The sequence below is a fragment of the Maritalea sp. S77 genome, assembly GCF_049801075.1.
Classification (GTDB): domain Bacteria; phylum Pseudomonadota; class Alphaproteobacteria; order Rhizobiales; family Devosiaceae; genus Maritalea.
This window is the reverse complement of record NZ_JBNAGG010000002.1, coordinates 21,441-43,320: the sequence shown is the minus strand read 5'-3', so window position 1 is coordinate 43,320 and position 21,880 is coordinate 21,441. Positions and strand designations below refer to the sequence as shown.

The following is a 21,880-nucleotide window of genomic DNA, read 5'->3' as shown; positions in this document are numbered from 1 at the left end:
TTTGCTTGCACTTCAATTGTAAAGAGAGAGGCGCGTTATTCGCGCCTCTTTTGCATATCGCCGGAGCCTTTAATGAGCCAGCCAACTGCCTCAGCAGCAACCCCATCTACAGCCGCCGCGTTCGATTTGGAATGTCGCGACATCACCAAAAATTTTGACCAGTTTACCGCCGTCAATAATGTAAGTTTTAATGTGCCCACCGGCACATTTTTCTCCATTTTGGGGCCATCAGGTTGCGGCAAAACCACCCTTTTGCGCATGATTGCCGGGTTTCAAACCCCAACCAGCGGTGACTTGCTGATCAAAGGCAAATCCATGATCGGCGTGCCGCCAAACAAGCGCCCCGTTTCCATGGTGTTCCAACATCTGGCGCTGTTCCCCATGATGGACATTGCAGCCAATGTGGGCTTCGGCTTGCGCCAGCGCGGCGTACCGCGTGAAGATATTGCAAAGCGGGTAGAAACCGTTTTGGAACGTGTGGGCCTTCCCGGCGTTGGCTCACGCCACATCAACCAGCTTTCAGGCGGCCAGAAACAGCGCGTGGCAATTGCCCGCTGCATGGTTCTTGAACCCGATGTGCTGCTGCTCGACGAACCGCTCGGCGCGCTTGATCTAAAGCTGCGCGAGCACATGAAAATTGAGCTGAAAAAGCTCCAATCAGAATTTGGCACCACCTTCGTTTACATCACCCACGACCAATCAGAAGCGCTAGTGATGAGCGACAAGATCGCAGTGATGAACCATGGTCAGTTCGAGCAAGTGGGCGCCGCGCGTGAGCTTTATCACGAGCCTAAAACCGCCTTTGTTGCCGGATTTGTAGGCGAGGCAAACAGCTTCACCGCAAAGGTCGAAGCCATCAATGGCGATGCGGCCACGCTTGTCAGTCCGGAAGGCTTGCAGATTAAAGGCCAAGACGCCTCAGGCAATCTTAAGCAAGGTGATCAGGCCAAAGTGTTTGTACGGCCAGAATCGATCCGCTTGGCAACAGAGGCCAACGAGCTCGACAAGGTTGAAAACCTCAATCAGGGCATCATTGAAAACATCTTGTTCAACGGCGCCAACAGCCACATTTTGCTGCGGGAAGAAAAATCTGGCGGCGAGTTAAATGTCGCCATTCCGCAAACAGGCCAATTCCGCGACCTCGCCAAAGGCGACAAGGTCTATATTGGCTGGGAAGCGGCGCAAACACGCTGCTACCAGACGGAGGGTTAAGCGATGAACAGCGCCCAATCTCGTCTTAGCCTGTTGCTGCTGTTCACCCCCTTTGTGCTGTGGTTGGCCCTGCTGATCATCATTCCGCACATATTCATGTTCCTCGTTTCCATCAGCGTCAAAACTGGCGTACGCGAATATGTGACCGGACTTGGCAACTATATGGTGTTTTTCACCGAGCCGCTCTATTGGAACACCTTCGCCCGCACAGCCTTCATGTCCATTTCAGCAACATTGCTGACGCTACTCATCGGCTTTCCCGTTGCCTATTACATCGCCAAACTCACCCGCGGCCGCACCAAAACCACCTTGTTTCTGATGTGCTTGATTCCGTTCTGGGTCAGCGAGCTGGTGCGCACTTTTGGCTGGATGATCTTGCTGCGTGAAACAGGCGTCTTTTCCTCTGCTCTGCAATATTTCGGCATTGTTTCCGAGCCGATTGAGTTTTTGTATAATGACGCCGCAATCATGATCGGCTTGGTCTACACTTCAATGCTGTTCATGGTGGTGCCACTGGTCACCACGTTGGACAGCTTGGACGACAGCTTGATCGAAGCCGGATATGATCTAGGCGGCAACGGCATCACCGTGTTGCGCGAGATCATTATCCCCCACGCCATGCCCGGCATTGTGTCCGGTTGTATCGTGGTGTTTATGCTCTCGCTCGGCAACTATCTCACCCCAATCCTTCTAGGCGGCAAAGATAGTTTGTGGTTCACAGGTCTGATTTATGATCAGTTTATCACGCGGTTTAACTGGGAATTGGGCTCCGCCTTTGGCTTCTTGCTCTTGATCCTATCATCAACCATCGTGTGGGCGGGCCTAAAACTTTCTGGCCAATCTCTCACCAACACTGTGGGGCGGTAAAATGATCAGAACACTTCCCCAATCCAACACCTTTAAATGGACCTACCGCGCCTATGTAACGCTGTTTTTCGTCTATCTTGCCCTGCCCCTAACCGTGGTATGCTTGATGGCCTTCAATGATAGCGTTTTCCCTTCTCTCCCCTGGGAAGGGTTCACTTGGGACTGGTTCTTTGGTGATGAGGCGCCCTATATCGGCGTATTCAACGATCGCTCAATTTTGCGCTCCATCGGCACCTCAATGTTTGTGGCATTCTGGGTCTCCCTACTCTCTATTGTTGTAGGCACCACGAACGCCTTTTTGTTTGTGCGGCACGATTTCAAGTTCAAAGAATTCTTCTATATCTTGATGCTGCTGCCCCTGATCATTCCGGGCATCATATTGGGCATTTCGATTTTGGTGTTCTCCAACGCCGTAGCCAACAATTTGGAAAACGCCACAGGCTTATGGTTCGACGGATTGCGTCCGGGCTTGCCGCTCGTGATCCTCGGCCAGTTCAGCTTCATCGCAACTTTTGCCACGCTGGTGATTTCGGCACGGCTGGAAAAGTTCGACCGTTCATTAGAAGAAGCAGCACTCAATCTAGGCGCAACGCGCATGGGTGCGATCCGTCAGATCACACTGCCCTTCTTGTTCCCTGCCATCGCGGGCGCAGCGGTCGTGGCCATTCTGATGAGCTTTGAAAACTTCAACACCACCTTAATGCTGGTCGGCTCAGACGCGCCACTCACCATCAACATGTTTGACCGCCTCAAGCTGGGTTCAACCCCAGTACTCAACGCGGTTTCGCTGCTATTGATCGTTGTCTCGGCGCTGCTCGGCCTCGCGAGCCTGCTTTTTCAAGGGCGCGAAAAGTCAAACTAAACAGACATAAAAAGGCTGGCCCCTCGGCCAGCCTTTTTATTCTATTTGATCTTTTCGACGTCCTCTTCAGCATTCGCAATTTCCGCTTCATGCCCAGCGATAGCCTTGTTGAGTTCAGCACGTTTCGCTTTGTCTTTATCAGTATCGCCAGTTACGCCTTTCAGTTCGCGGCGTAATTTTCTCAGCTTGGCCTTGATGTTTGCTTTCACGATTTTCCATGCTTTGACGTGATCACTTTTCGCCATAGCTCCATTCAACTGATCAACTTCTCGTTCAATTGCTTTCTTGCGTTCTTTCGCTGCGCCAACGGCATATCTCGCATCAGTGACATCTCGATGGTCCGGATCGTTTGGATGATTTTTCTTCGCGTCTTTTAAATGCGATTCCGCGTTTTTAATTTCACGCTCCGCCCGATCTAACCGATCTTGCAATTCCCGTTGTTTGAAAAACACTTCTAATGCGAAATGCGAGCGCACATCGCCCCATTTTTTGGGCCATTTCGCCCATTTGATTTCAAAGAAAACACCAAATGTGATCGCTGATGGCATTCCCCGCACAACTGAAATCGTCGACGAAACATTCATAAAGAATGGATGACGCGCTTCGTCAAATGCAACGCTGAAGAATTTAGGATGCGCGGCGCGCACCTCTTCAATTTGCGTCATCGACCAAATCGCACCATCTTCTTCGCGCGCGGCAAGAAGCTTCTCAGCTGTCGCCATTGCATTTTTCTTTTCCTGCAAGCCAAGCTGGCAAACTAAATCATGTGCGCTATCCACATCATTGATGAGTGCTAACAGATGATCAACCTGCCGTTCCGAGTATGATTTTTGCATTTTATCCTCCCTAAAAACGGAGGAATGATGCCACGTGCTGGAGAATTTGCCAAAAATCACAAAAAACGGCCGACCGCAAAGCGGCCGGCCAAGTCGTCGTCTACAGGGAACGACTGAGGGTCAGAAGCAAGATTTCAACAAATCCAGCGTATTCTCATAAGTCATCTCAATTGGGTTGCCGCCCGTGCTCGGGTCTTGCAATGCCGACATGGTCAGCTTGTCCAAATCAGGATTTTCAACACCCAATTCAGTGAGATTTTTCGGGATACCCAATTCGGCATTCAGGTCGCCAACATAGGCGTAAAACCCATCAAACCCGCCTGATATGCCCAGATAACTCGCGGCCATAGCCAACCGTTCTTCCACCGCCGGGCGATTAAATTGCAGCACAGGCTGCATCACCACCGCATTGGTGGTGCCATGGTGGGTGTTGTGCACCGCACCAATCGGGTGCGACAGCGCATGAATAGCGCCCAAGCCCTTTTGAAACGCCGTTGACCCCATCGCCGCAGCGGACATCATGTGCGCGCGCGCTTCAATGTCAGCCCCGTCCTTATAGGCCTTTGGCAAATTCTCTTTCACCAACCGCAGCCCTTCAAGCGCTATGCCTTGGCTCATCGGGTGATAATGCGGCGAGCAGAACGCCTCAAGACAGTGTGCAAACGCATCCATGCCCGTGCCCGCCGTGATAAAGGGCGGCATACCGACGCTCAATTCCGGGTCACAAATCACCATCGCAGGCAGAATTTTCGGATGGAAGATGATCTTCTTCTCATGGGTCACCGAATTGGTGATCACGGAAGCACGGCCCACTTCAGAGCCGGTACCCGCTGTTGTTGGCACCGCCACAATCGGCGCGATCGCATCCGCATCGGCGCGGGTCCACCAGTCGCCAATATCCTCAAAGTCCCAAATCGGGCGCGTTTGACCCGCCATAAAGGCAATTACTTTGCCCAAATCCAGCGCTGAGCCGCCACCAAAGGCGATCACCCCATCATGGCCACCTTCGCGATATTGCGTCAGGCCTGCCTCAAGATTCATCTCGTTCGGGTTGGGATCAACTTCGGAAAACATGGCGCGGCCAAGCCCAGCCTTGTCCAGCAGGTCGAGTGTTTTGGTGGTGATCTCCAGATTGGCCAAGCCCTTATCGCTCACCAGCAAAGGCTTTTTAATGCCTGCCGCTGCACAAGCATCCGCGATTTCAACAATACGCCCGGCCCCGAACCGGATCGGTGTTGGATAATTCCAATTGCCAACTAAATTCATACTCTAGGCTTTCTTCAAATGATAGGATTTCGGACGGGTCAGATTGTGATAGCCGATCTCGGAAAGGCCACCGCCGCGTCCGGTGTTTTTGCAGCCGGTCCAGCACAAGGCCGGGTCCAGATAATCGGCCCGGTTCATAAACACGGTGCCGGTTTCAATCTGGTCGCCAATGCGTTTGGCCCGCTCAATATCTTTGGTCCAAAGCGCTGCGGTCAGGCCAAACTCGCTGTCATTCATCAGCTTGATGGCTTCCGCATCATCCTTGACCTTCATGATGCCCACAACCGGCCCAAAGCTCTCGTCGCGCATCACCCGCATGGAATGATCCACATTCACCAGAATTTGCGGCATCAGATAAGCACCGCCATCATCTTCCGGGAACAGTGCCGGATCAATCAACGGCTTGGCCCCTGCCGCAATGGCTTCGTTGGTTTGCGCCCGCACTTCTTCGGCAAAGCGCTTATGCGCCATCGGTCCAATGGTCGTCGCGCTGTCGAGCGGGTTGCCCAACTTGTAGCTCGACACCAGCTTCACAGACTTTTCGACAAATTCATCGAAAAGGCTCTCCGCCACATAAATCCGCTCAATGCCGCAACAGCACTGGCCAGAATTGAACATGGCGCCATCGATCAATGTGGCAACGGCCGCGTCAACGTCTGCATCTTCCATTACATAGCCAGGATCTTTACCGCCCAATTCAGTGCCCACGCCCGTGAACGTGCCTGCCGCCGCTTTTTCCATCGCTTGGCCACCGCCAACGGAACCTGTGAAATTCACAAAGCCGAAGGAACCTGCCGCGATCAGAGCAGACGTCGTGTCATGATCCAAAAACATATTCTGGAACACCTCTTCCGGCACGCCAGCCGCATGGAAAGCTTCTGCCAAACGCTCGCCCACCAGCAAAGTTTGCGAGGCATGTTTCAGCATCACGCTGTTGCCTGCGATCAAAGCAGGCGCCACCGAGTTAATGGCTGTCATATATGGATAGTTCCACGGCGCCACGACCAGCACGACCCCGTGCGGGATGCGCTCAATATAGCGCGAGAACTGACTACTCTCTTCAATCTCAATCGGGGCCAACGCCTTTTCGGCGATATTGGCCATATGCAGGCCACGCTCTTCAAAGCCGCCAAACTCACCGCCAAAGCGCACCGGGCGGCCCATTTGCCACGCCAGTTCTTCTACGATCTGGTCATTCATCTCGCCCACTTTGGCGATGCCCGCGCGCACCAGTGCAATGCGCTCGTCCAATGGGCGCTTGGCCCAGGCCTTTTGCGCCTCCGCCGCCTTGGCCACAGCCGCCTTCGCATCAGTTTCGCTCAACACAGGACGTTCGGCATAAACCGACCCGTCAATCGGCGAGATACATGTCACTTTATTGGTCATTTATTACGCTCTTTCAAACCCACGGGCGATTTCATAATCCGTCACCACCCGATCAAATTCTTCCTGTTCCCATTCTGCGGCACGCACATAATGGTCAACCACCGCATCACCAAACGCCGCGCGCAACATGTCGGACTTGTCCAACGTCACCATTGCCGCCCGCAAGGTCTGCGGAATTTCATCAGCCTTTTGCGCCTCATAGACATCGCCAGATGTTTGCGGTGCAAGCTCCATTTTCTCTTCGATGCCCTTAATGCCTGCAGCCAATTGTGCCGCCACGGCGAGATAAGGGTTCAAGTCCGATCCGCCAATGCGACATTCCACCCGGATGGCCTTGGAGCCATCACCACAAAGCCGGAAACCCGCCGTGCGGTTGTCGACCGACCACACAGTTTTGGTCGGGGCAAAAGTGCCTTTTTGGAAGCGCTTATAGCTGTTGATATAAGGCGCCAGAAAATAGGAGTAGTCCGGGGCATATTTGATCAGCCCGGCCATATAATTGCGCATCAGCTCAGACATGCCCAAATCCGCATTCGGGTCAAAAAAGGCATTGCTGCCATCTTTCCAAAGCGACTGGTGCACGTGAGAAGAGCTGCCCACACGGTCATGATGCCATTTGGGCAAAAAGCTCACCGCCCGCCCCTGCTGCCAGCCAATTTCCTTGGCCGCATGTTTGGCGACAGTATGATCATCGGCACAATCCAGCGCCGCGCCATAGCGAATGTTCAATTCTTCCTGCCCCGCTTCGGCTTCCCCTTTTGAGTTTTCAATCGGGATACCCGCCGCATAGAGATGGTTGCGCAAGGGGCGCATCACCGACTCTTCTTTAGTGGTTTGTAGGATATGATAATCTTCATTATAGCCGCTGATCGGCTCCAGTTCGGTAAAGCCGGATTTGCGCACCTCATCATAGCTCTTTTCAAAAATAAAGAACTCCAGCTCGGTCGCCGTCATGGCTTCAAAGCCCAACTCTTTCAACCGGGCGATCTGCTTTTTCAGCACCGCCCGCGGCGAATGGGGAATTTCGTCATGGGTATGGTGATCGAGCACATCACACAACACCATCGCTGTGCCCTCTAGCCAAGGCACGAGGCGCAAGGTGGTCATATCCGGCTGCATAACATAATCGCCATAACCAGATTGCCAGCTCGTGGCCTTATAGCCTTCCACTGTGTGCATTTCTAAATCAGTTGCCAAAAGATAGTTGCAGCAATGGGTTTCTTCCCATGCGCTTTCAACAAAATGAACTGCGTGAAACCGCTTGCCCATTAACCGCCCCTGCATGTCGGGCAGCGCTGCGATAACGGTGTCCACTTCACCGTTTTTGACCAGTTCTTTCAGTCTTTCAAATGATAAATTACCCGGCATATTTCTGGTCCGTCATCCCTCAAATTGGCAATATATCCCGGAGCAGCAAAATGCACACCCCGGGACCAGTTGTATTAGCTGTTGTAGCGATACGGACGACCTGCTTTTTGCATGTCCGCATTGTACTTTTTGAAGATTTCAACCACCTTCGCCTTGGTCTCAGATTCTGCAGCAATCTCATCCCAGAACGTTAGCGCGGCCTTTTCAACCTGATCCCATTCCTGATCCGGAATAGAGGTCAGTTGCATCTTCGTGCCATTAACCCGAAGTGAGGCTTCGCCACCCCAATACCACCATTGACGATAATAGTGAGAGCTGTCCATGGTAATTTTAAGCAGCTCTTTCAGGTGATCAGGAAGCTCTTGATAACGGTCCATATTGGCAAAGAATGATCCTGCCCACGCACCAGAAATATTGTTGGTGAGGAAGTAGTTGGTCACATCGGCCCAGCCCACCGTGTAGTCTTCTGTGATGCCTGACCAAGCAACGCCATCCAACTCACCAGTTTGCACCGCAACCTCAATATCTTCCCAAGGCAATGTCACCGGCACCACACCAAATTGGCTCAAGAAACGGCCCGCTGTTGGGAAGGTGAAGACGCGTTTGCCTTTCAAATCTTCCAAGCTGCGGATCGGGTCTTTCGTGGCGAAGTGACATGGGTCCCATGCGCCTGCTGAAAGGTGCTTCACGCCAACTTTAGAATATTCTTCGTCCCAGATTTCGTTCAAACCATATTGGTTGAACAGCACGGGCACGTCCAAAGAATAGCGGCTAGCGAACGGGAAGTAACCGCCGAAAACAGTCACTTCTGTTGGTGAAGCCATGGAGTCATCGTCTGACTGCACGGCATCGATGGTGCCTTTTTGCATGGCACGGAACAATTCGCCTGTGGGCACAAGCTGGTCAGCGAAGAACAATTCGATTTCCATCTCGTCGCCAGCAATTTTATTAAAGCTGTCGATGGCAGGTTTAATCACATGCTCAGCCAAAGCCGGGCCAGCATATGTTTGCATCCGCCAGCGGATCTTGTTTTGCGCAATGGCCGGGGTGGCCAATGCAGCCGCTGGTGCCATCGCGGCACCGGCAAGAAACTTACGTCTGTTGGTCATTTCCTTCTCCTTGTTTGAAGCGTTTAGTGCCCATTTTCTGGGTCTTATTATTGAATTATTTTCCGTAGACTGTTTCTGGCAGCCAAAGTGCCAATTGCGGGAATGCCATGATCAACCCAAGCGCCAGCAGCATCACCAACACAAATGGCAAGATCGAGCCATAAATGTCCTTGAGCGTGATCTCTGGCGGCGCCATGGCCCGCATCAGAAAGAGGTTGTAGCCAAAGGGCGGCGTCATATAAGCGATCTGCGTGGTGATGGTGTACAAAACGCCATACCAGACCAGATCGAAGCCAAGTGCGGCCACCAGCGGCACATAAAGCGGCGCCACGATCACCAGCATCGCCGTGTCATCCAAAAAGGTGCCCATCAGCAAAAATGAAAGCTGCATGATGATCAGGATCACCCAAGGATTTAAGCCCAATTGCTCGGTGAACAGGTTCTCAATAGCGCGCACTGCGCCCAACCCATCAAACACCGCGCCAAAGCCCAAAGCGGCCAAAATGATCCACATAAACATGCATGAAATCAGCAAGGTCTGACGTACCGAAGTTTCAAACACCTCTAGCGTCATGCGCCGTTTCACGACCGCCGCCAAGAAAGCAGTCATCGCACCAATAGCAGAACTTTCGACCAAGCTGGTCCAGCCATTGATAAATGGCACCATCATCGCCGCGAAGATAACAATTGGCAGCACACCTGCGCCCAACAGCCGATATTTTTCGGCCGTGGTCACATCGCGATCTTCTTCTTTCAGCGCAGGGCCAAGCTCTGGCTGAATGCGACAGCGAATATAGATATAGAGGATGAATAGGGCCGCCATAATCAAGCCCGGCACCACGCCCGCCAACCACAGCTGGCCAACAGGTGCCCGCGCAATCATCGCATAAAGCACCAACACTACAGAAGGCGGAACCAAAATGCCCAGCGACGACCCAGCTTGAATAACGCCCGTCACCATCTTCTTATCATAGCCGCGACGCAACAATTCTGGCAGCGCAATGGTCGCGCCAATTGCCATACCGGCAACGGACAAGCCATTCATCGCTGAAACCAACACCATCAAACCGATGGTGCCGATGGCCAGCCCGCCATTGATCGGCCCCATCCACACATGGAACATGCGGTAAAGATCGTCAGCAATTTTGGATTCTGAAAGAACATAGCCCATAAAGATGAACATGGGCAGGGTCAAAAGCGGATACCATTTCATCAGCTTCATGGCCGATGCGAACGGAATATCTGACCCGCCTGTCCCCCACAGGAAAAGCGCTGCAACTGCCGCCACCGCGCCAATCGCCCCAAAAACGCGTTGCCCGGTCATCAGCATCAGCATCATCGAGGCAAACATAAAGATGGCAATCAACTCATAAGGCATTAGAGCTTCACTCCTTTAAGGGTGGCAATGTCTTTGAACAGCTCCGAAATGGACTGCAGCAACATCATGAAAATGCCAAAACACATCACAACTTTGATTGGCCAAAGATAAGGGCGCCAAGCGGTTGGGCTTCGTTCGCCATATTGGAAGGAATAGCTGGTGCTGTCATAAGCGCCATAGAGCATGACACCGAGATAGAAGATCAAAAACAAAACGGTAATCGCATCCACCTGCGCTTTCCGCTTGTCCGACCAAGTGCCATAGAACAAATCCATGCGCACATTTGCCCCTTTTTGCAGGGCATAAGGCCCACCCAAGATATAATAGGCAACCATCGCGAACTGGGCCATTTCCAAGGTCCAAAGCGAAGGCAAAAAGAAGGTTTTTGAAATTGAGGACCACAACAAAATGGCCACCATCACAAAGATAAAATACATCATGATGCGACCCATTCGATAATTGATCGCATCAATAATGCGGACATATTTGCCCATAAATGACATCATTAGCTCGCCTCCCCCGCGCTAATTTCATCAAGGGTATTCAAAGCCCGTTGCACCATATCCGAAAGCAGTTGCGCCATGTCATCTTGCTGCGCTTCAGTTTTAATCAAATCATTGCGCACTTCGATCATCACGTTCAAAAGCTTATGCTCAATGCCGTGGCGCTGCAGTGTATAAGTCACCCCATCCTCCGGGCCGTAAGGCTCGTTCCGCTCAATCTTCATCGCTGACATTTGCTCAGCATGGGCCAGCATCGCGTCCGCAAGGCGGGAATCTTCATCGTGCAAAATGCCAATTTCGGTGGCCCGTTGTTCGCCAAAATACACCGGGGTGAAGCTGTGAATGGTCACCAGCACAGGCGGCACCTTGGCCCAGCTAATGGCTTGAGCAACCTGCTTATGAAACGGCGTATAGCATTGCGACACGCGCGCCATATAGGCATCAACGCTTAGCTCGCGATTGCCCGGCACATCATAAATCTCGCTTTTTACTGGCACCGCATCCACGGCCTCTGGCGGGCGATTACAATCGTAGATTAAACGAGAAACGCCGCCAGAAATCATTTTGGCATCAAGAATTTCGCCCATCCGCTGCATCACAGCGTAAGCACCCGGGTCCCATGCCACATGGCTTTCTTGAACCTTCTGGCTCAGGCCCAACCCGTTAAACTGAGGTGGGAAATGGTTTGAAGCATGTTCACAAATTAAAAGCACAGGCGATGTGCCGTCTGGGTTCTCCAGCCGCACAGCCTCAAAATCAGTATTCATGTTTTTCGATTTTTCTGAAGAAATATTCACACCCACCCCTCTTCTGTACATTTTTCTTCAAAACTCAATCGCCTGTCAATATCTTTTCTGAAATCTTTTCTTCATATTCATTTCGATTGTTGATAAACCAAGAGAAACGGAGAATTTGTCGTGTCAAAAAGCACCAGCACAGTCGCCGAATTGTTGCAAAACAATGCCGACAATCTGACGCGCGCAGAGCGCCAGCTTTCCCAATCTATTTTGGTGAACTATCCTGTTTCAGGCCTTGGCTCGATCACGGCTGTAGCGAAAAATGCTGGGGTCTCCACCCCAACAGTCGCCCGCTTGGTAAAGAAAATCGGCTTCTCAGGTTTTCCAGAATTTCAAGCCGCGTTGCGCAACGAGGTGGAAGCAACCATCTCCGACCCGATTGCCAAGCACGACACTTGGGCAGGTCAAGCGCCGAACGAGCATATCGTCAACAAATTCACCGATGCGGTGATTGAAAATATCCGCCATTCCCTTGGCCAATTGGATATTGAAACATTCGACCAAACCTGCGCCCTGCTGGCCGACACAAAGCGATCCTTGTTTATCGTTGGCGGCCGCATCACCCGGTCCTTGGCTGACTATTTCTTTTTGCACATGCAGGTTCTGCGCGAGGATGTCACCCACATCCAAGCCATTTCAAACGCGTGGCCGCACTATCTTCTCGATATGAAGAAGGATGATGTGATCGTCATTTTTGACGTGCGCCGCTATGAAACCAGCACCCTGCGCCTCGCCGAAATGGCGGCCGAAGCCGGCGCGAAAATCATCCTGTTCACGGATCAGTGGCACTCTCCCATCGCCAAATTGGCAGACCACACTTTCAGCGTGAAAATCGTTGTGCCTTCAGCATGGGACAGTTCAGTGACCACAATGCTGGTGGTGGAAACCATTATTGCCGATGTGCAAACCCGTACCTGGCCCAAAACCCGCCAGCGGATGGAAGAGTTAGAGGTCATGTTTGACCGCACTAAATTTTTCCGGAAATTTACATAGAGTTTTCTAAAACTCTAAAGCTCATCCAAATAGAGCCGAACGGCATCTTTCACATGGCGAAACCGATCGCCACCCAAATGTTTGCCGCCATACCAGCGCGTCACCACAATGATGTGGTTGTGCAATTCTTCCCGCGCCAGCATTTGCAGAATGATCATGCCCGCGCCGCTCTCGCCGTCATCATTCTTAATCTCTTCCTCACCGCAGATCACCGCCCACGTGTTGTGCGTGGCCTTGGCGAACTTCTTCTTGCGTTTCAGCTCTTTGATGAAAGCTTTTGCCTCCTCTGCCGAGCGGCAAGGGCCACCAGAAACCGCATATTTTGACCCGCGATCCGAAATGATGTTGTCGAGAATAATCATGGCACAACTGGTACGCAGATCAGCGGCAATAATCAACTCCGGCGAAGTTTAATAATCTTTCTCGTAAAAGATGCCCGCCTCAGTGTTGCCATCACCCGAAGTTTCACCACGCGCTTTCAAACTGTCGGTGATTTCCAAATCAATCGTCACCTTATCGTCGGCAGCCTTGGTGCCCTTTTCAACATTTACATAGGTGCGGTCATTGAGATATCCGCCAATGCCAACTGTGGTTTCGCCCTGCTCGTTGCTCTTAATATCGATATTGTCGACACCTGCCAAAGTGCGCAGGCGATCCAGCAGTCCGGGGCCAGAATTGGAGCCATTCAGCGTGGCCACCGCATTGGCCAATTGCGCCAATTGCAACGGCGAAAGCTCACCCAAGCTTTTGCCAAAAAACAAATTGGCCACCACCTCATCCTGCGGCAAGCTCGGTGAGGACTGGAATGAAAATTCAGGCGAAGAAGCGTAACCCTGCACCACGATCGAATAAACATAGCCATCGCTGCGGGTGCTGGCGCTGAAGTTCAATGAAGGATCCAACGTACCGCGGAACAAGACCTGCCCCGTGTCAAAGTCGAAGCGCTTTGTCAGCAGATCCACGCGCCCGCGCATTAGACTGATTTGCCCGGAAGGCGAAGGGTTGCCTGTTGTGCCCAATATGCGCAATTGACCGCCCAACTCGGCATCTACACCGCGGCCGCGAATATAGATACGCCGTGGCGCATTTACCTGAATATCCAAATTCATGCCGCCACCGCTGCCACCACTCGCGGCAGGCTTTGGCGCCAACTCAGCCGCCTGTTGCTGCACCGCGCCAGAAGCGCCTTTGTGCTGAATATCAACAGGCGACACGCCGCCACCCAATTGCTCAGGGATAAGGATATTTGCTTGATCAATATTGGCAACACCGCCAATTGACCCACCTGTGGCCAGCGGGCCTGTCAGCCGCAAATCCGCATTAAACTGCGTCGACAATGTGCCATCTTCATAGGACCCGTTACGCACACGAATATCATAATTGCTTTGCAGGTTTTCAGCTGGCCTAAGCGAAGTCTCCCCAGTCACAGACAATTGGCCACCACCACCAATAACGCCGTTTAACCGCACCACCTGTGCCCGATCATTGTTGAGCGCAATATTTGCTTCAATGTTCGAAACCGAAACTTTAGACGCAACATCCAACAACCGCGCACCACTGGTGCTCACTTGCCCCTGATAACGTGGCACCGATGTGCTGCCCGTAATCTTTGCATCGATCGACGCTGCACCCGTCAATCGAATACCCGCCCGCGAAAGCGGTTGCGCCAAATATTCAAATGGCAACTGCCCGGCCACATCAATGTTCAAAGTATTTGATGCAAGATTGATTGTGCCATTGGCGCGGGCCGATGCCCCGCCACCTTGAATGTCATTTTGCATCGACAATTGATTGTTGGCGAAAGTGCCAGAACCCGAAAGGCTAAGCGACGACAATTGATTGCTGCGGCTCAGCGCAACAGAAAATCCATTGGCCTGATAGCGATAATCCACTTTCGGTTCCGAGGCACTGCCGGTGATTGTCGCGCGAGCCGTTAAATTGCCATCAATCGCTTGTCCCGTGCTTGCGAAGTTCTCAATCAAGCCCAGCGGAAAACCATCTAACTGCGCATCAATGTTAAGCTGATCGCCAATCTGACCATTCGCTGAAACCCGACCAGAACCCACATTCAAGCCCGGCAACGTCAGATCAAACCCATTTTCTGCGGGCGTTAACGTCGCGGCCTGCGCCAACTCCAAAGGCACATTCTGATAGCGCCCTGAAAACTCGGCCAAAGTTAGTGCAAAACCGTCATCGCCTAACGCGCCATTGCCCGACGCACGCAACTGATCCCCTTTATAGTCGGCTTGCAACACAAATGGGTAACTTTGCCCTTCGCTGCGCACATCGAACCGCACATCTGATAGCCGCTCATTCGCAGCACGCACTGTCTCAACCCGTACGCCACCATTCAAAATAGGCGTACCAAATAGGTCGCTCGCCTGCGCGCCGATTTGCACATTTTGTGCTCGTGTTGTGGCCATAGACAGTTCATCTGATGCAGCTTCAAACTGCATATTTTGCTGCCCGTCACTCGCATCCAACACCAGCTTACCGTTCAGATTGCCTGCTAACCCCTCCTGCAACAGCAGCGGTGCCAGCTCCTTCAAATCTGCAACATCAAGGGCAAAACTACCCTCCAGCAAACCATCATTCGCAATCACCAAAGCACCTTCCGCGCGACCTCCCGGCACATTGGCCTTCACGTCCCGAAGCAATTGCCGGCCATCTTCGTCCTGAATATATTCAGCCTGAAGCTCAACAGGCGACTGCCGATAAGTGGCGTTCAATGCCAGTTTAATGCCCTCTACCAAACTGCCTTCAATCGTGCCGCTCAAATCTTCCAGCGGTTCACCTTCAAGCCGCACGCCCTGACCGGCCAATTGTAACTTCACTTGCGGATTGTTCAGCGCGCCGCTCGCTTCAAGATCAAACTTGGCTTGTCCCTCAAGGCGCGGATCAAACGCAGAAAGCTTGGCAAAGCCAACATTGCCCTTTGCGCCAAGGCCGTCGGCGGTTAACTCTGCGGCCAATTCAGCATTCAAATTGCCGCTGCCCACAATAAGCCGCTCGGCGGCAAGCTTTTGCCCATCGCGCACCAGCCGCACTTCAATTTGCCCCGTTCCGTTGGCAAACAACTGGCCATAAATCCCATCCTGCTGCGGCGCAATGTCAGCATTAAGTTCGGCGATTAGATTTTGTGTTTCAGGCTCAAAACTGCCCTTACCTCGCGCCGCAATAGCAGCGCTTTCAAGCCTCAAGTTCTCAAACTGATATTGATTTGGCGAAACCGCTAAGGTCGCTGCCAAACTGATAGGCCCCGCCAGCAGCGGATCAATCTGCGGGTTCTGCAATTGGGCAGACGCCATTTTGGCCGTAACATCCAAATTGCCTTGCCGCTCGTTCAAGTCGAAAGCCGAAGCGCGGACATTAAACCGTGCATCTTCAAAGCTTGTGTCAGCGCTATTCAATTGCGCCACACGCCCATTCAACACCAAATCCGCTGCCGACAACGCTCCGCTTAATTGACCGTTCAAATTCACAGCACCCAAGCGCATTTCAGTCTCGCCATCGGGGGAGAACGCAACCTCAGTTTCCTCATCACCAAATTGCCCAGTCAGCGACAAATCAACTGCATCCGCTGCATAGGTGCCGCGCGCCTCAATTTGCGTTAGGGCTGAGCGGAACCGAGCGCTACGCACATCAAATTCATTGTCACCACTGCGTACCGCATCAATATTGAGTTGCGATTGCCCTGCCACAAATGGCACCAGCATGTCCGGCATAAACGGCGCCAATTGCCCTACCAACTCAGCTTGGAGCCCCTGTTGTTCGCCAGTTAGCGACACAACAAGCGCACCTTTAACCGCTTCGCGCCCATCCAAAGACGCGTTTAAATCTGCCTTGAGTTTCGATAAGGGACCGCTGGTCGCAATAGTCGCCTCAAATGCGGGGCGCCCAGGAATATCGATCAAATCGGCAAACAAGCCTTCACCCTGCTCATCAATGGCCAGCCGAAGCCCAAAGCCATCTTCGTTGGGCGCAATTGTCCAATCTGCATTCATGATCGGCGTGTTGCGATCAAGCGAAATCAATTGCAATTCACCATGGGTGTTCAGTGGTACATTTTGCGCGTCTACATTGCCGCTTATGGCCAATCGCCGCGCCGTGCCGAGCACCGGTTCGTCCAACACGATTTCATCAATTGAAATCTGGTCAATATCAGCGGCCCGCAGGGGGTCAGGCAAAAATTGCTCTGGAAAAGCGAGGGCAGACGCTTGCGCATCTTGGTTTTCCGGCGTAACCGGCAACCGATAAATCTGTACTTTAGAGACCGCCAAGCGGTCCAACATCAAGCGCCGCGAAAAGAGCTGGCCCAATTGATAATCCAATTGCACATCGTTGAGTTCAGCCCAAACGCCATCCACATCGCTCAAACGGACTTGGTCGATCCGCAATTGGTCGCCCAACACTTGCTTAAGGCCGGTGATCTCGACCTGTTGCGCATCATTGCTAACGCTGTTGGCGATATAATCTCCGGTAAAGTCACGCCCCGCCGAGGTTAGGAGCAAAAATGAAACTGCGCCAAGCGCCAATGCCAGCGCCACAACAAGCGGCAGCGTGATCCGCCAAATCCATTTTTTCGCTGCAATCATAAAGGGGCTTTCGACTATACCTTGCTGTGAGACGGCTTTAGGTTAAAAAGCCTGTCCTATACCAAGATATAGGCCATAATTTGGTTCCCCAGAAATATTTTTCAATGGGATCGCAATGTCAGCGCGAATTGGTCCGAGAGGCGTCAAATAACGCACCCCGACGCCGACACCAGTATAGAGTTCGCCACCTTGCCCAGGAATATTTGAGGTAAACGCCCCGCCTACATCTACAAAGCCAACCACGCCAATTTGCTCAGTGGCCTTGTACCGGACTTCGGCAGATGTTTCGAGATAGGATAACCCACCTGTCGGCACGCCTGCGCCTGTTCTCGGCCCTGCAGCCTGGAACGCATATCCGCGAATGGAGCCCGCACCGCCAGCAAAGAACCGCCGGTCTGTTGGCACATCGGCAAGGTCAGCGCCAACAATGGAACCGGCCGCAACCCGACCAGCCAAAACCAGCTTGGCTTCATCGTCAAATGCATAATAGGTGCTGGCCTTCACCGATGTTTTCACAAAGGTCGCACCATTGGAAATGGCATAAGTCGGTTCGGCATAAGCCACCGCAAATATACCTTCGGTCGGGTTCAGGCTATTGTCTCGCGTGTCATAGGTCAGCTCGAATGGCGCCGAGATGATTGATTGGTTGGTGGTCACGCCATCGACCGTCAATACGGCATATTCGCCTGTTAGGCCGCCGCGCACGCTTAACTCATCCGTGATATCGTGGGTCAGACTGGTCTCAATTTTGCCGCCACGCTTGGTGAAAGCTTTTGGGTTCTCAATATCAAAAGAGATTTTGCCCTCAAAACTGGTTTTCGGGCCAAACGCATTCGGTTTGAAATAGACCAGTGCGGTATGGAAATCCATCTTATCCAAACCACCTTGACCAATGCGATTGACCGAACCTTCAACCCGCACTTTTTCTGCACCGCCAAACAAATTCCGGTGTACCCAGAAGCCTTCAACGCCGAGCCCATCTGTGTTGCCAATGGTCGCGCCAACGCCAATGGTCCGCGGCTTGCGTTCGCTTACTCCGATATTGAGGTCAACCAAATCAGGTCGATCTGCGCGCCGTTCGCGCTTGATCACCACACTATTGAACACGCCCAACTCTTGCAGATTGCGTGTTGCCCGTTTGGTGATTTGCGGTCGATAAATTTCACCCCGCGGCAAATCAGCAATTTCGATAATGGTTTGCTCGCGCACATCTTTTGCGCCCGAAACCCGCACATTACCAATATGAGCCAATTGGCCCGTTTCAATGCGCAAGGTCACATCAAGCTGGTTGGTGCGATGGTCCGCCTCAATAGTGCGATCCACCACTTCTGCAAAGGCATAGCCTTTATCTCGCCACTCAGCCAAAATCGCGTTTTGAGCGTTCAAAATAGCGTCAGACCGAGCCACATCGCCCACGCGTAAACCATAATCAGCAACCACAATCGGCTGCCCATTTGTGCGCACATCTGGCGTAGCAAAAACAAATTGCGGCCCCGCTTCAACCTGAATGGTCACTTGTGCAACCTGACCACGCAAATCGAGGTCCAGCGGCACCTGATCCAGCGGCGTGCCATTGATCAAAACTGTCAGCACTGCGCCATAGTGGGCTTCGCCATACATGGCAGCAACAATGCGCTTCTGATCAAGTCGCGCCCGCGTTAACAGGCTTACCGTATCTTCCGGCGGATCATCCTGATCGCCAACGAGCAAAGATGCATTGGCAATCACATCTTCAAGCTCGGATTTATCGACCTGAATTTGCGTGGCATAGCGCACTTCGCCCGCAACAGGCTCAATGCTTGCGGCATCTGACACGCGCGCATCACCGCCAAAAGGCCATAATTGAGAAAAATCGAATGCATATGCGGGTGCCGCAGCGATGCTAAGCGCAGCCACAACAGAAACCCCGATAAAACCCTTACGCACCAAATTGGACAATTTGCTGCTACTCCAAACACTTAACTTAAGCTCGATTTTAATGGCCAAACCCTACCATAGTGCTAAGCCCGTTTCAAAAACCCTTTTCAACCCAATGCGCAAAAAGTGCAATGGTTCATTTCCCAAATCTCACCTGTCACCGAAGTGACATTCAAATCTCCTAAAAGGCCGCCTGTTTAACATGATTTGGCTTAGGTGAATGAAATGGGCAAAAAGGTTGGGTTTAGCGTAGGAAATTACGGTCAACAAGGCGACCTTGATGCCCTAGGCAAGCGTATCGCACAGCATGTGGATATGGGTGCAAATTTTTGTGAACTGAACGCTTCAAACCTCGATGTGGTGGCCGCCTGTCGGTTGATGCCGGATCGACTCGCCAAACTGAAAAACATTCTATCGCGTCAAAAAATTGCCTATTCTCTCCATGCGCCTATTGCCATCAATTTAATGGACCGCCCGCATATTGAACATCATTTGCGCGCCGCCATGGCCAGCCTTGAATTGGCGGCCGAATGCGACGCGGAAATTATGGTCATGCATCCGGGCCGCGTGCATCCCGGCCATTGGGTCGACAATGCCAGTAACTTGTTAGCACTAGAGGCAGAAGATTTGCATGTATTGGCCGACCGGGCCCAAAATCTAGGCGTCACCATTGCCTATGAAAACCTCAACCCCAATCGCCATAATATTGCGGGCACCGAAACATCATACGCCTTGAACTTGAGCGCCCTTGCCAACCAGCTTTCCCGCATCAATCATCCACACCTTGTGGCTTGCTTTGATGTGAGCCATGCCCAGCAAGGCGCAACACTGCAGGGCTATGATGTACTGGACAAACTGCCAGATTTGGCGCCGCATATCAGGCATATCCATTTCTCGGATTCTACAGGCGCCCCCGCCACCATCAAATGGGATAGTGATGGCGAACGGTTGTTTTTCGGCATTGGCGACATGCATGCTGCCCCCGGCTTTGGCACCATCGATTTCGAGGCAATTGCCGATGCACTCAAGCTAGAAAAGCCCGCTGGAATCATCATCGAGCTAAAAAGCAATCACTACGCCCATTCCGGCCGCCAAACCTTAGCTGCCGCGCAAAACTTTGCCGCTCAGCTAAGCTAGAAAGTAAACGATCCCGCCCACCAACAACGGGATGGGCCAAGTCACGGCAAAGCGCAGCATAAAGTTCCGTCCACCCAACAATGGCAACTCATAAGCGAGGATCTTGCTGGTCGAAAACAGCGCCCACGCTGTGGTGTAGGCCATAACGGGCGCAATAGCTGCCCCGGCTTTCAGCGCGCCTGCGCCAATTGCAAAGCAAACAAAGGCCCCACCCGGCGTGATCGGGCCGAGAAAACTGGCCAGCACGATAGCGCCAAAGCCCGCCTCTTTCCCCAATACCGACCGTACCTGATCTTGCGGTAACAGCTCCGCAAACAGGCCTGCGCCCAACAATGCGATGCCAATGCGTGGCAAAGTGAATTTTAACAATTCAACCGCCGCGCTCAGCGCTTCACCTCGCTGACCAGTGTGCCCGAGCCGCTGCCACGCATAGAAAACGCCAGCCCAAATCACAATCGTGCCGATCAAAATATTCATGCTCGCGCCTCCGCAAACATCTTCCGTGCGGCGAGGCCGCACAAAATGGGCAAGATGACTGATATGGATAAGCGCAGCAAAACAAAGTCTGCATGCAAGAAAGACATTTCCCAGATCATAGTGCGATTAAGATTCAACAGGCTCCACCCGGTCACAAAAGCAACAAGCGCACCAGCATCAACGCCAGCCACAACAAAGCCCGCCGCCAGCGGATAAACCATCATGGGACCACCCGGCATCAGCGCACCTAGAAATGCCGCCAGCCCAAGCCCCCAAATGCCGCGTTCCCCGCCGACCATATTGGCAATTTTATCATTAGAAACCAGCAACGGGATCGCCGCTGCGATAAACACACCGCCGAGAATTTTCGGTGACAGGGTGACCGCGAACACTATGGTTTCGCCGAATATTTCGACCACACGCCAAAGGCCCTTTTGGGCGATAACACCGATCGCTGCAAACAGCGTCATCGCCACAAGAACCAGAATTCCACCATCGAAGATTTTGCGCTTTTTGGGTTTAGGCGCAGCCGATAAGGCTTGATCTTCAGCGATATTTTTCAATGAATGCGTCAATATCTAATGCTCTAATATCCGGAATAGCGGCCTTATATTTGTCGCGCGGCCAGTCCCAAACTGCGATTTGCTCAAGCGCTTCCGCCTGCGCTTCGGTGAAGCGGCGCTTAATCAGTTTGGCAGGCACGCCACCAACAACACTATAGGGCGCGACATCTTTCGTCACCACCGCCCCGGCACCAACCACTGCGCCGTTACCAATCGTCACCCCAGCGGTCACGGTCACCCCGTGACCAATCCAAACATCATGACCGATATTCACCCAATGATCTTTGCGCCAGTCAAAAAACTCTTGGTCGTCGTCGCCCAGATCATATTGCTCGGCGCGATAGACTGAATGATGCTGCAAGGCCCGCCAGGTTGGATGGTTGCCCGGGTTAATCCGCACCGAATTTGCAATGGAGCAAAATTTGCCAATGCTGGTCCACACCACATGGCAATCTTGGGTGATATAGGAATAATCACCCATTTCACATTCGCGCATCATAGTGCCTTTGCCCACATCGGTCCATGCCCCTAGAGTGCAGTCCTTCAGATCAGCTTCCGGGTGTATTGTTGGCGCTTCACTCAATTGCTTCATTTTTCATCCCTTAATTGAAAGT

General features: G+C 52.4%; 19 protein-coding genes. 5 read left to right on the top strand and 14 right to left on the bottom strand.

Annotated elements, in window-relative coordinates; translation table 11 throughout:
• Positions 1-72 precede the first annotated feature (72 nt).
• From ACP15Y_RS07890 to ACP15Y_RS07880, 3 genes are read left to right on the top strand one after another with little or no spacing between them, the layout of a single operon-like run.
• Positions 73-1,212, top strand: a complete 1,140-nt coding sequence (locus ACP15Y_RS07890; RefSeq protein WP_424982513.1) for an ABC transporter ATP-binding protein — start codon at positions 73-75, stop codon at positions 1,210-1,212.
• Between the two features lie 3 nt (positions 1,213-1,215).
• Positions 1,216-2,079 (top strand): ABC transporter permease, encoded by an 864-nt coding sequence (locus tag ACP15Y_RS07885; RefSeq protein ID WP_424982512.1) that lies wholly within the window; start codon positions 1,216-1,218, stop codon positions 2,077-2,079.
• Position 2,080: 1 nt separating this feature from the next.
• Positions 2,081-2,941, top strand: a complete 861-nt coding sequence (locus tag ACP15Y_RS07880; protein ID WP_424982511.1) for an ABC transporter permease — start codon at positions 2,081-2,083, stop codon at positions 2,939-2,941.
• Positions 2,942-2,982: 41 nt separating this feature from the next.
• Here the strand turns inward: ACP15Y_RS07880 and ACP15Y_RS07875 are convergent, their stop codons facing one another.
• From ACP15Y_RS07875 to ACP15Y_RS07840, 8 genes are all read right to left on the bottom strand, one after another.
• Entirely contained in the window at positions 2,983-3,777 is a 795-nt protein-coding gene (locus ACP15Y_RS07875; protein WP_424982510.1) for a hypothetical protein, read from the bottom strand.
• 120 nt (positions 3,778-3,897) lie between these two features.
• Positions 3,898-5,043 (bottom strand): iron-containing alcohol dehydrogenase, encoded by a 1,146-nt coding sequence (locus tag ACP15Y_RS07870; RefSeq protein ID WP_424982509.1) that lies wholly within the window; start codon positions 5,041-5,043, stop codon positions 3,898-3,900.
• 3 nt (positions 5,044-5,046) lie between these two features.
• Positions 5,047-6,429 carry an aldehyde dehydrogenase family protein gene (locus ACP15Y_RS07865; protein WP_424982508.1) on the bottom strand — a complete coding sequence of 461 codons (1,383 nt, stop codon included), beginning with the start codon at positions 6,427-6,429 and terminating at the stop codon, positions 5,047-5,049.
• 3 nt (positions 6,430-6,432) lie between these two features.
• Entirely contained in the window at positions 6,433-7,797 is a 1,365-nt protein-coding gene (locus tag ACP15Y_RS07860; RefSeq protein WP_424982507.1) for a glutamine synthetase family protein, read from the bottom strand.
• 74 nt (positions 7,798-7,871) lie between these two features.
• Positions 7,872-8,906: a TRAP transporter substrate-binding protein gene (locus ACP15Y_RS07855; RefSeq protein WP_424982506.1), complete on the bottom strand. Its 1,035-nt coding sequence runs from the start codon at positions 8,904-8,906 to the stop codon at positions 7,872-7,874.
• A 55-nt stretch (positions 8,907-8,961) separates the two neighbouring features.
• Positions 8,962-10,284, bottom strand: a complete 1,323-nt coding sequence (locus ACP15Y_RS07850) for a TRAP transporter large permease (protein WP_424982505.1) — start codon at positions 10,282-10,284, stop codon at positions 8,962-8,964.
• Positions 10,284-10,790, bottom strand: coding sequence for a TRAP transporter small permease subunit (locus ACP15Y_RS07845; RefSeq protein ID WP_424982504.1), 507 nt, complete (start codon positions 10,788-10,790; stop codon positions 10,284-10,286). The genes ACP15Y_RS07850 and ACP15Y_RS07845 overlap by 1 nt, the downstream gene beginning before the upstream one ends.
• Positions 10,790-11,554: an N-formylglutamate amidohydrolase gene (locus ACP15Y_RS07840; protein WP_424983080.1), complete on the bottom strand. Its 765-nt coding sequence runs from the start codon at positions 11,552-11,554 to the stop codon at positions 10,790-10,792. The genes ACP15Y_RS07845 and ACP15Y_RS07840 overlap by 1 nt, the downstream gene beginning before the upstream one ends.
• A 150-nt stretch (positions 11,555-11,704) precedes the next feature.
• On the opposite strand from ACP15Y_RS07840, the gene ACP15Y_RS07835 reads away from it, so the two are divergent.
• The gene (locus tag ACP15Y_RS07835) at positions 11,705-12,577 is read left to right on the top strand and encodes a MurR/RpiR family transcriptional regulator (RefSeq protein WP_133571810.1); all 873 of its coding nucleotides are present in this window, start codon (positions 11,705-11,707) and stop codon (positions 12,575-12,577) included.
• A 14-nt stretch (positions 12,578-12,591) separates the two neighbouring features.
• Here the strand turns inward: ACP15Y_RS07835 and ACP15Y_RS07830 are convergent, their stop codons facing one another.
• From ACP15Y_RS07830 to ACP15Y_RS07820, 3 genes are read right to left on the bottom strand one after another with little or no spacing between them, the layout of a single operon-like run.
• Positions 12,592-12,939, bottom strand: coding sequence for a YigZ family protein (locus tag ACP15Y_RS07830; protein WP_424982503.1), 348 nt, complete (start codon positions 12,937-12,939; stop codon positions 12,592-12,594).
• A 48-nt stretch (positions 12,940-12,987) separates the two neighbouring features.
• Positions 12,988-17,172 (bottom strand): translocation/assembly module TamB domain-containing protein, encoded by a 4,185-nt coding sequence (locus tag ACP15Y_RS07825; protein WP_424982502.1) that lies wholly within the window; start codon positions 17,170-17,172, stop codon positions 12,988-12,990.
• Positions 17,173-17,214: 42 nt separating this feature from the next.
• A complete protein-coding gene (locus ACP15Y_RS07820; RefSeq protein WP_424982501.1) occupies positions 17,215-19,110 on the bottom strand; it encodes an autotransporter assembly complex protein TamA in 1,896 nt (631 codons plus the stop codon).
• A 204-nt stretch (positions 19,111-19,314) separates the two neighbouring features.
• Between ACP15Y_RS07820 and ACP15Y_RS07815 the strand changes: the two genes are divergently transcribed.
• Positions 19,315-20,226, top strand: coding sequence for a sugar phosphate isomerase/epimerase family protein (locus ACP15Y_RS07815; RefSeq protein WP_424982500.1), 912 nt, complete (start codon positions 19,315-19,317; stop codon positions 20,224-20,226).
• Here ACP15Y_RS07815 and ACP15Y_RS07810 read toward each other — a convergent pair.
• From ACP15Y_RS07810 to ACP15Y_RS07800, 3 genes are read right to left on the bottom strand one after another with little or no spacing between them, the layout of a single operon-like run.
• On the bottom strand, positions 20,218-20,703 hold the full coding sequence (locus tag ACP15Y_RS07810) for a hypothetical protein (protein WP_424982499.1): 486 nt from the start codon (positions 20,701-20,703) through the stop codon (positions 20,218-20,220). The two genes, ACP15Y_RS07815 and ACP15Y_RS07810, sit on opposite strands and share 9 nt — an antisense overlap.
• On the bottom strand, positions 20,700-21,266 hold the full coding sequence (locus ACP15Y_RS07805; RefSeq protein WP_424982498.1) for a permease: 567 nt from the start codon (positions 21,264-21,266) through the stop codon (positions 20,700-20,702). The genes ACP15Y_RS07810 and ACP15Y_RS07805 overlap by 4 nt, the downstream gene beginning before the upstream one ends.
• Entirely contained in the window at positions 21,250-21,858 is a 609-nt protein-coding gene (locus tag ACP15Y_RS07800) for a chloramphenicol acetyltransferase (RefSeq protein ID WP_424982497.1), read from the bottom strand. Before ACP15Y_RS07800 ends, ACP15Y_RS07805 begins: the two co-directional genes overlap by 17 nt.
• Positions 21,859-21,880 lie beyond the last annotated feature (22 nt).

What these genes read in the sequence shown, in the direction of transcription:
- ACP15Y_RS07845 (WP_424982504.1), bottom strand. Translation starts at nt 10,790, where the DNA reads ATGATGTCATTTATGGGCAAATATGTCCGCATTATTGATGCGATCAAT.
- ACP15Y_RS07810 (WP_424982499.1), bottom strand. Translation starts at nt 20,703, where the DNA reads ATGAATATTTTGATCGGCACGATTGTGATTTGGGCTGGCGTTTTCTAT.
- ACP15Y_RS07840 (WP_424983080.1), bottom strand. Translation starts at nt 11,554, where the DNA reads ATGAATACTGATTTTGAGGCTGTGCGGCTGGAGAACCCAGACGGCACA.
- ACP15Y_RS07870 (WP_424982509.1), bottom strand. Translation starts at nt 5,043, where the DNA reads ATGAATTTAGTTGGCAATTGGAATTATCCAACACCGATCCGGTTCGGG.
- ACP15Y_RS07855 (WP_424982506.1), bottom strand. Translation starts at nt 8,906, where the DNA reads ATGACCAACAGACGTAAGTTTCTTGCCGGTGCCGCGATGGCACCAGCG.
- ACP15Y_RS07830 (WP_424982503.1), bottom strand. Translation starts at nt 12,939, where the DNA reads ATGATTATTCTCGACAACATCATTTCGGATCGCGGGTCAAAATATGCG.
- ACP15Y_RS07800 (WP_424982497.1), bottom strand. Translation starts at nt 21,858, where the DNA reads ATGAAGCAATTGAGTGAAGCGCCAACAATACACCCGGAAGCTGATCTG.
- ACP15Y_RS07890 (WP_424982513.1), top strand. Translation starts at nt 73, where the DNA reads ATGAGCCAGCCAACTGCCTCAGCAGCAACCCCATCTACAGCCGCCGCG.
- ACP15Y_RS07850 (WP_424982505.1), bottom strand. Translation starts at nt 10,284, where the DNA reads ATGCCTTATGAGTTGATTGCCATCTTTATGTTTGCCTCGATGATGCTG.
- ACP15Y_RS07880 (WP_424982511.1), top strand. Translation starts at nt 2,081, where the DNA reads ATGATCAGAACACTTCCCCAATCCAACACCTTTAAATGGACCTACCGC.
- ACP15Y_RS07825 (WP_424982502.1), bottom strand. Translation starts at nt 17,172, where the DNA reads ATGATTGCAGCGAAAAAATGGATTTGGCGGATCACGCTGCCGCTTGTT.
- ACP15Y_RS07865 (WP_424982508.1), bottom strand. Translation starts at nt 6,429, where the DNA reads ATGACCAATAAAGTGACATGTATCTCGCCGATTGACGGGTCGGTTTAT.
- ACP15Y_RS07815 (WP_424982500.1), top strand. Translation starts at nt 19,315, where the DNA reads ATGGGCAAAAAGGTTGGGTTTAGCGTAGGAAATTACGGTCAACAAGGC.
- ACP15Y_RS07885 (WP_424982512.1), top strand. Translation starts at nt 1,216, where the DNA reads ATGAACAGCGCCCAATCTCGTCTTAGCCTGTTGCTGCTGTTCACCCCC.
- ACP15Y_RS07860 (WP_424982507.1), bottom strand. Translation starts at nt 7,797, where the DNA reads ATGCCGGGTAATTTATCATTTGAAAGACTGAAAGAACTGGTCAAAAAC.
- ACP15Y_RS07875 (WP_424982510.1), bottom strand. Translation starts at nt 3,777, where the DNA reads ATGCAAAAATCATACTCGGAACGGCAGGTTGATCATCTGTTAGCACTC.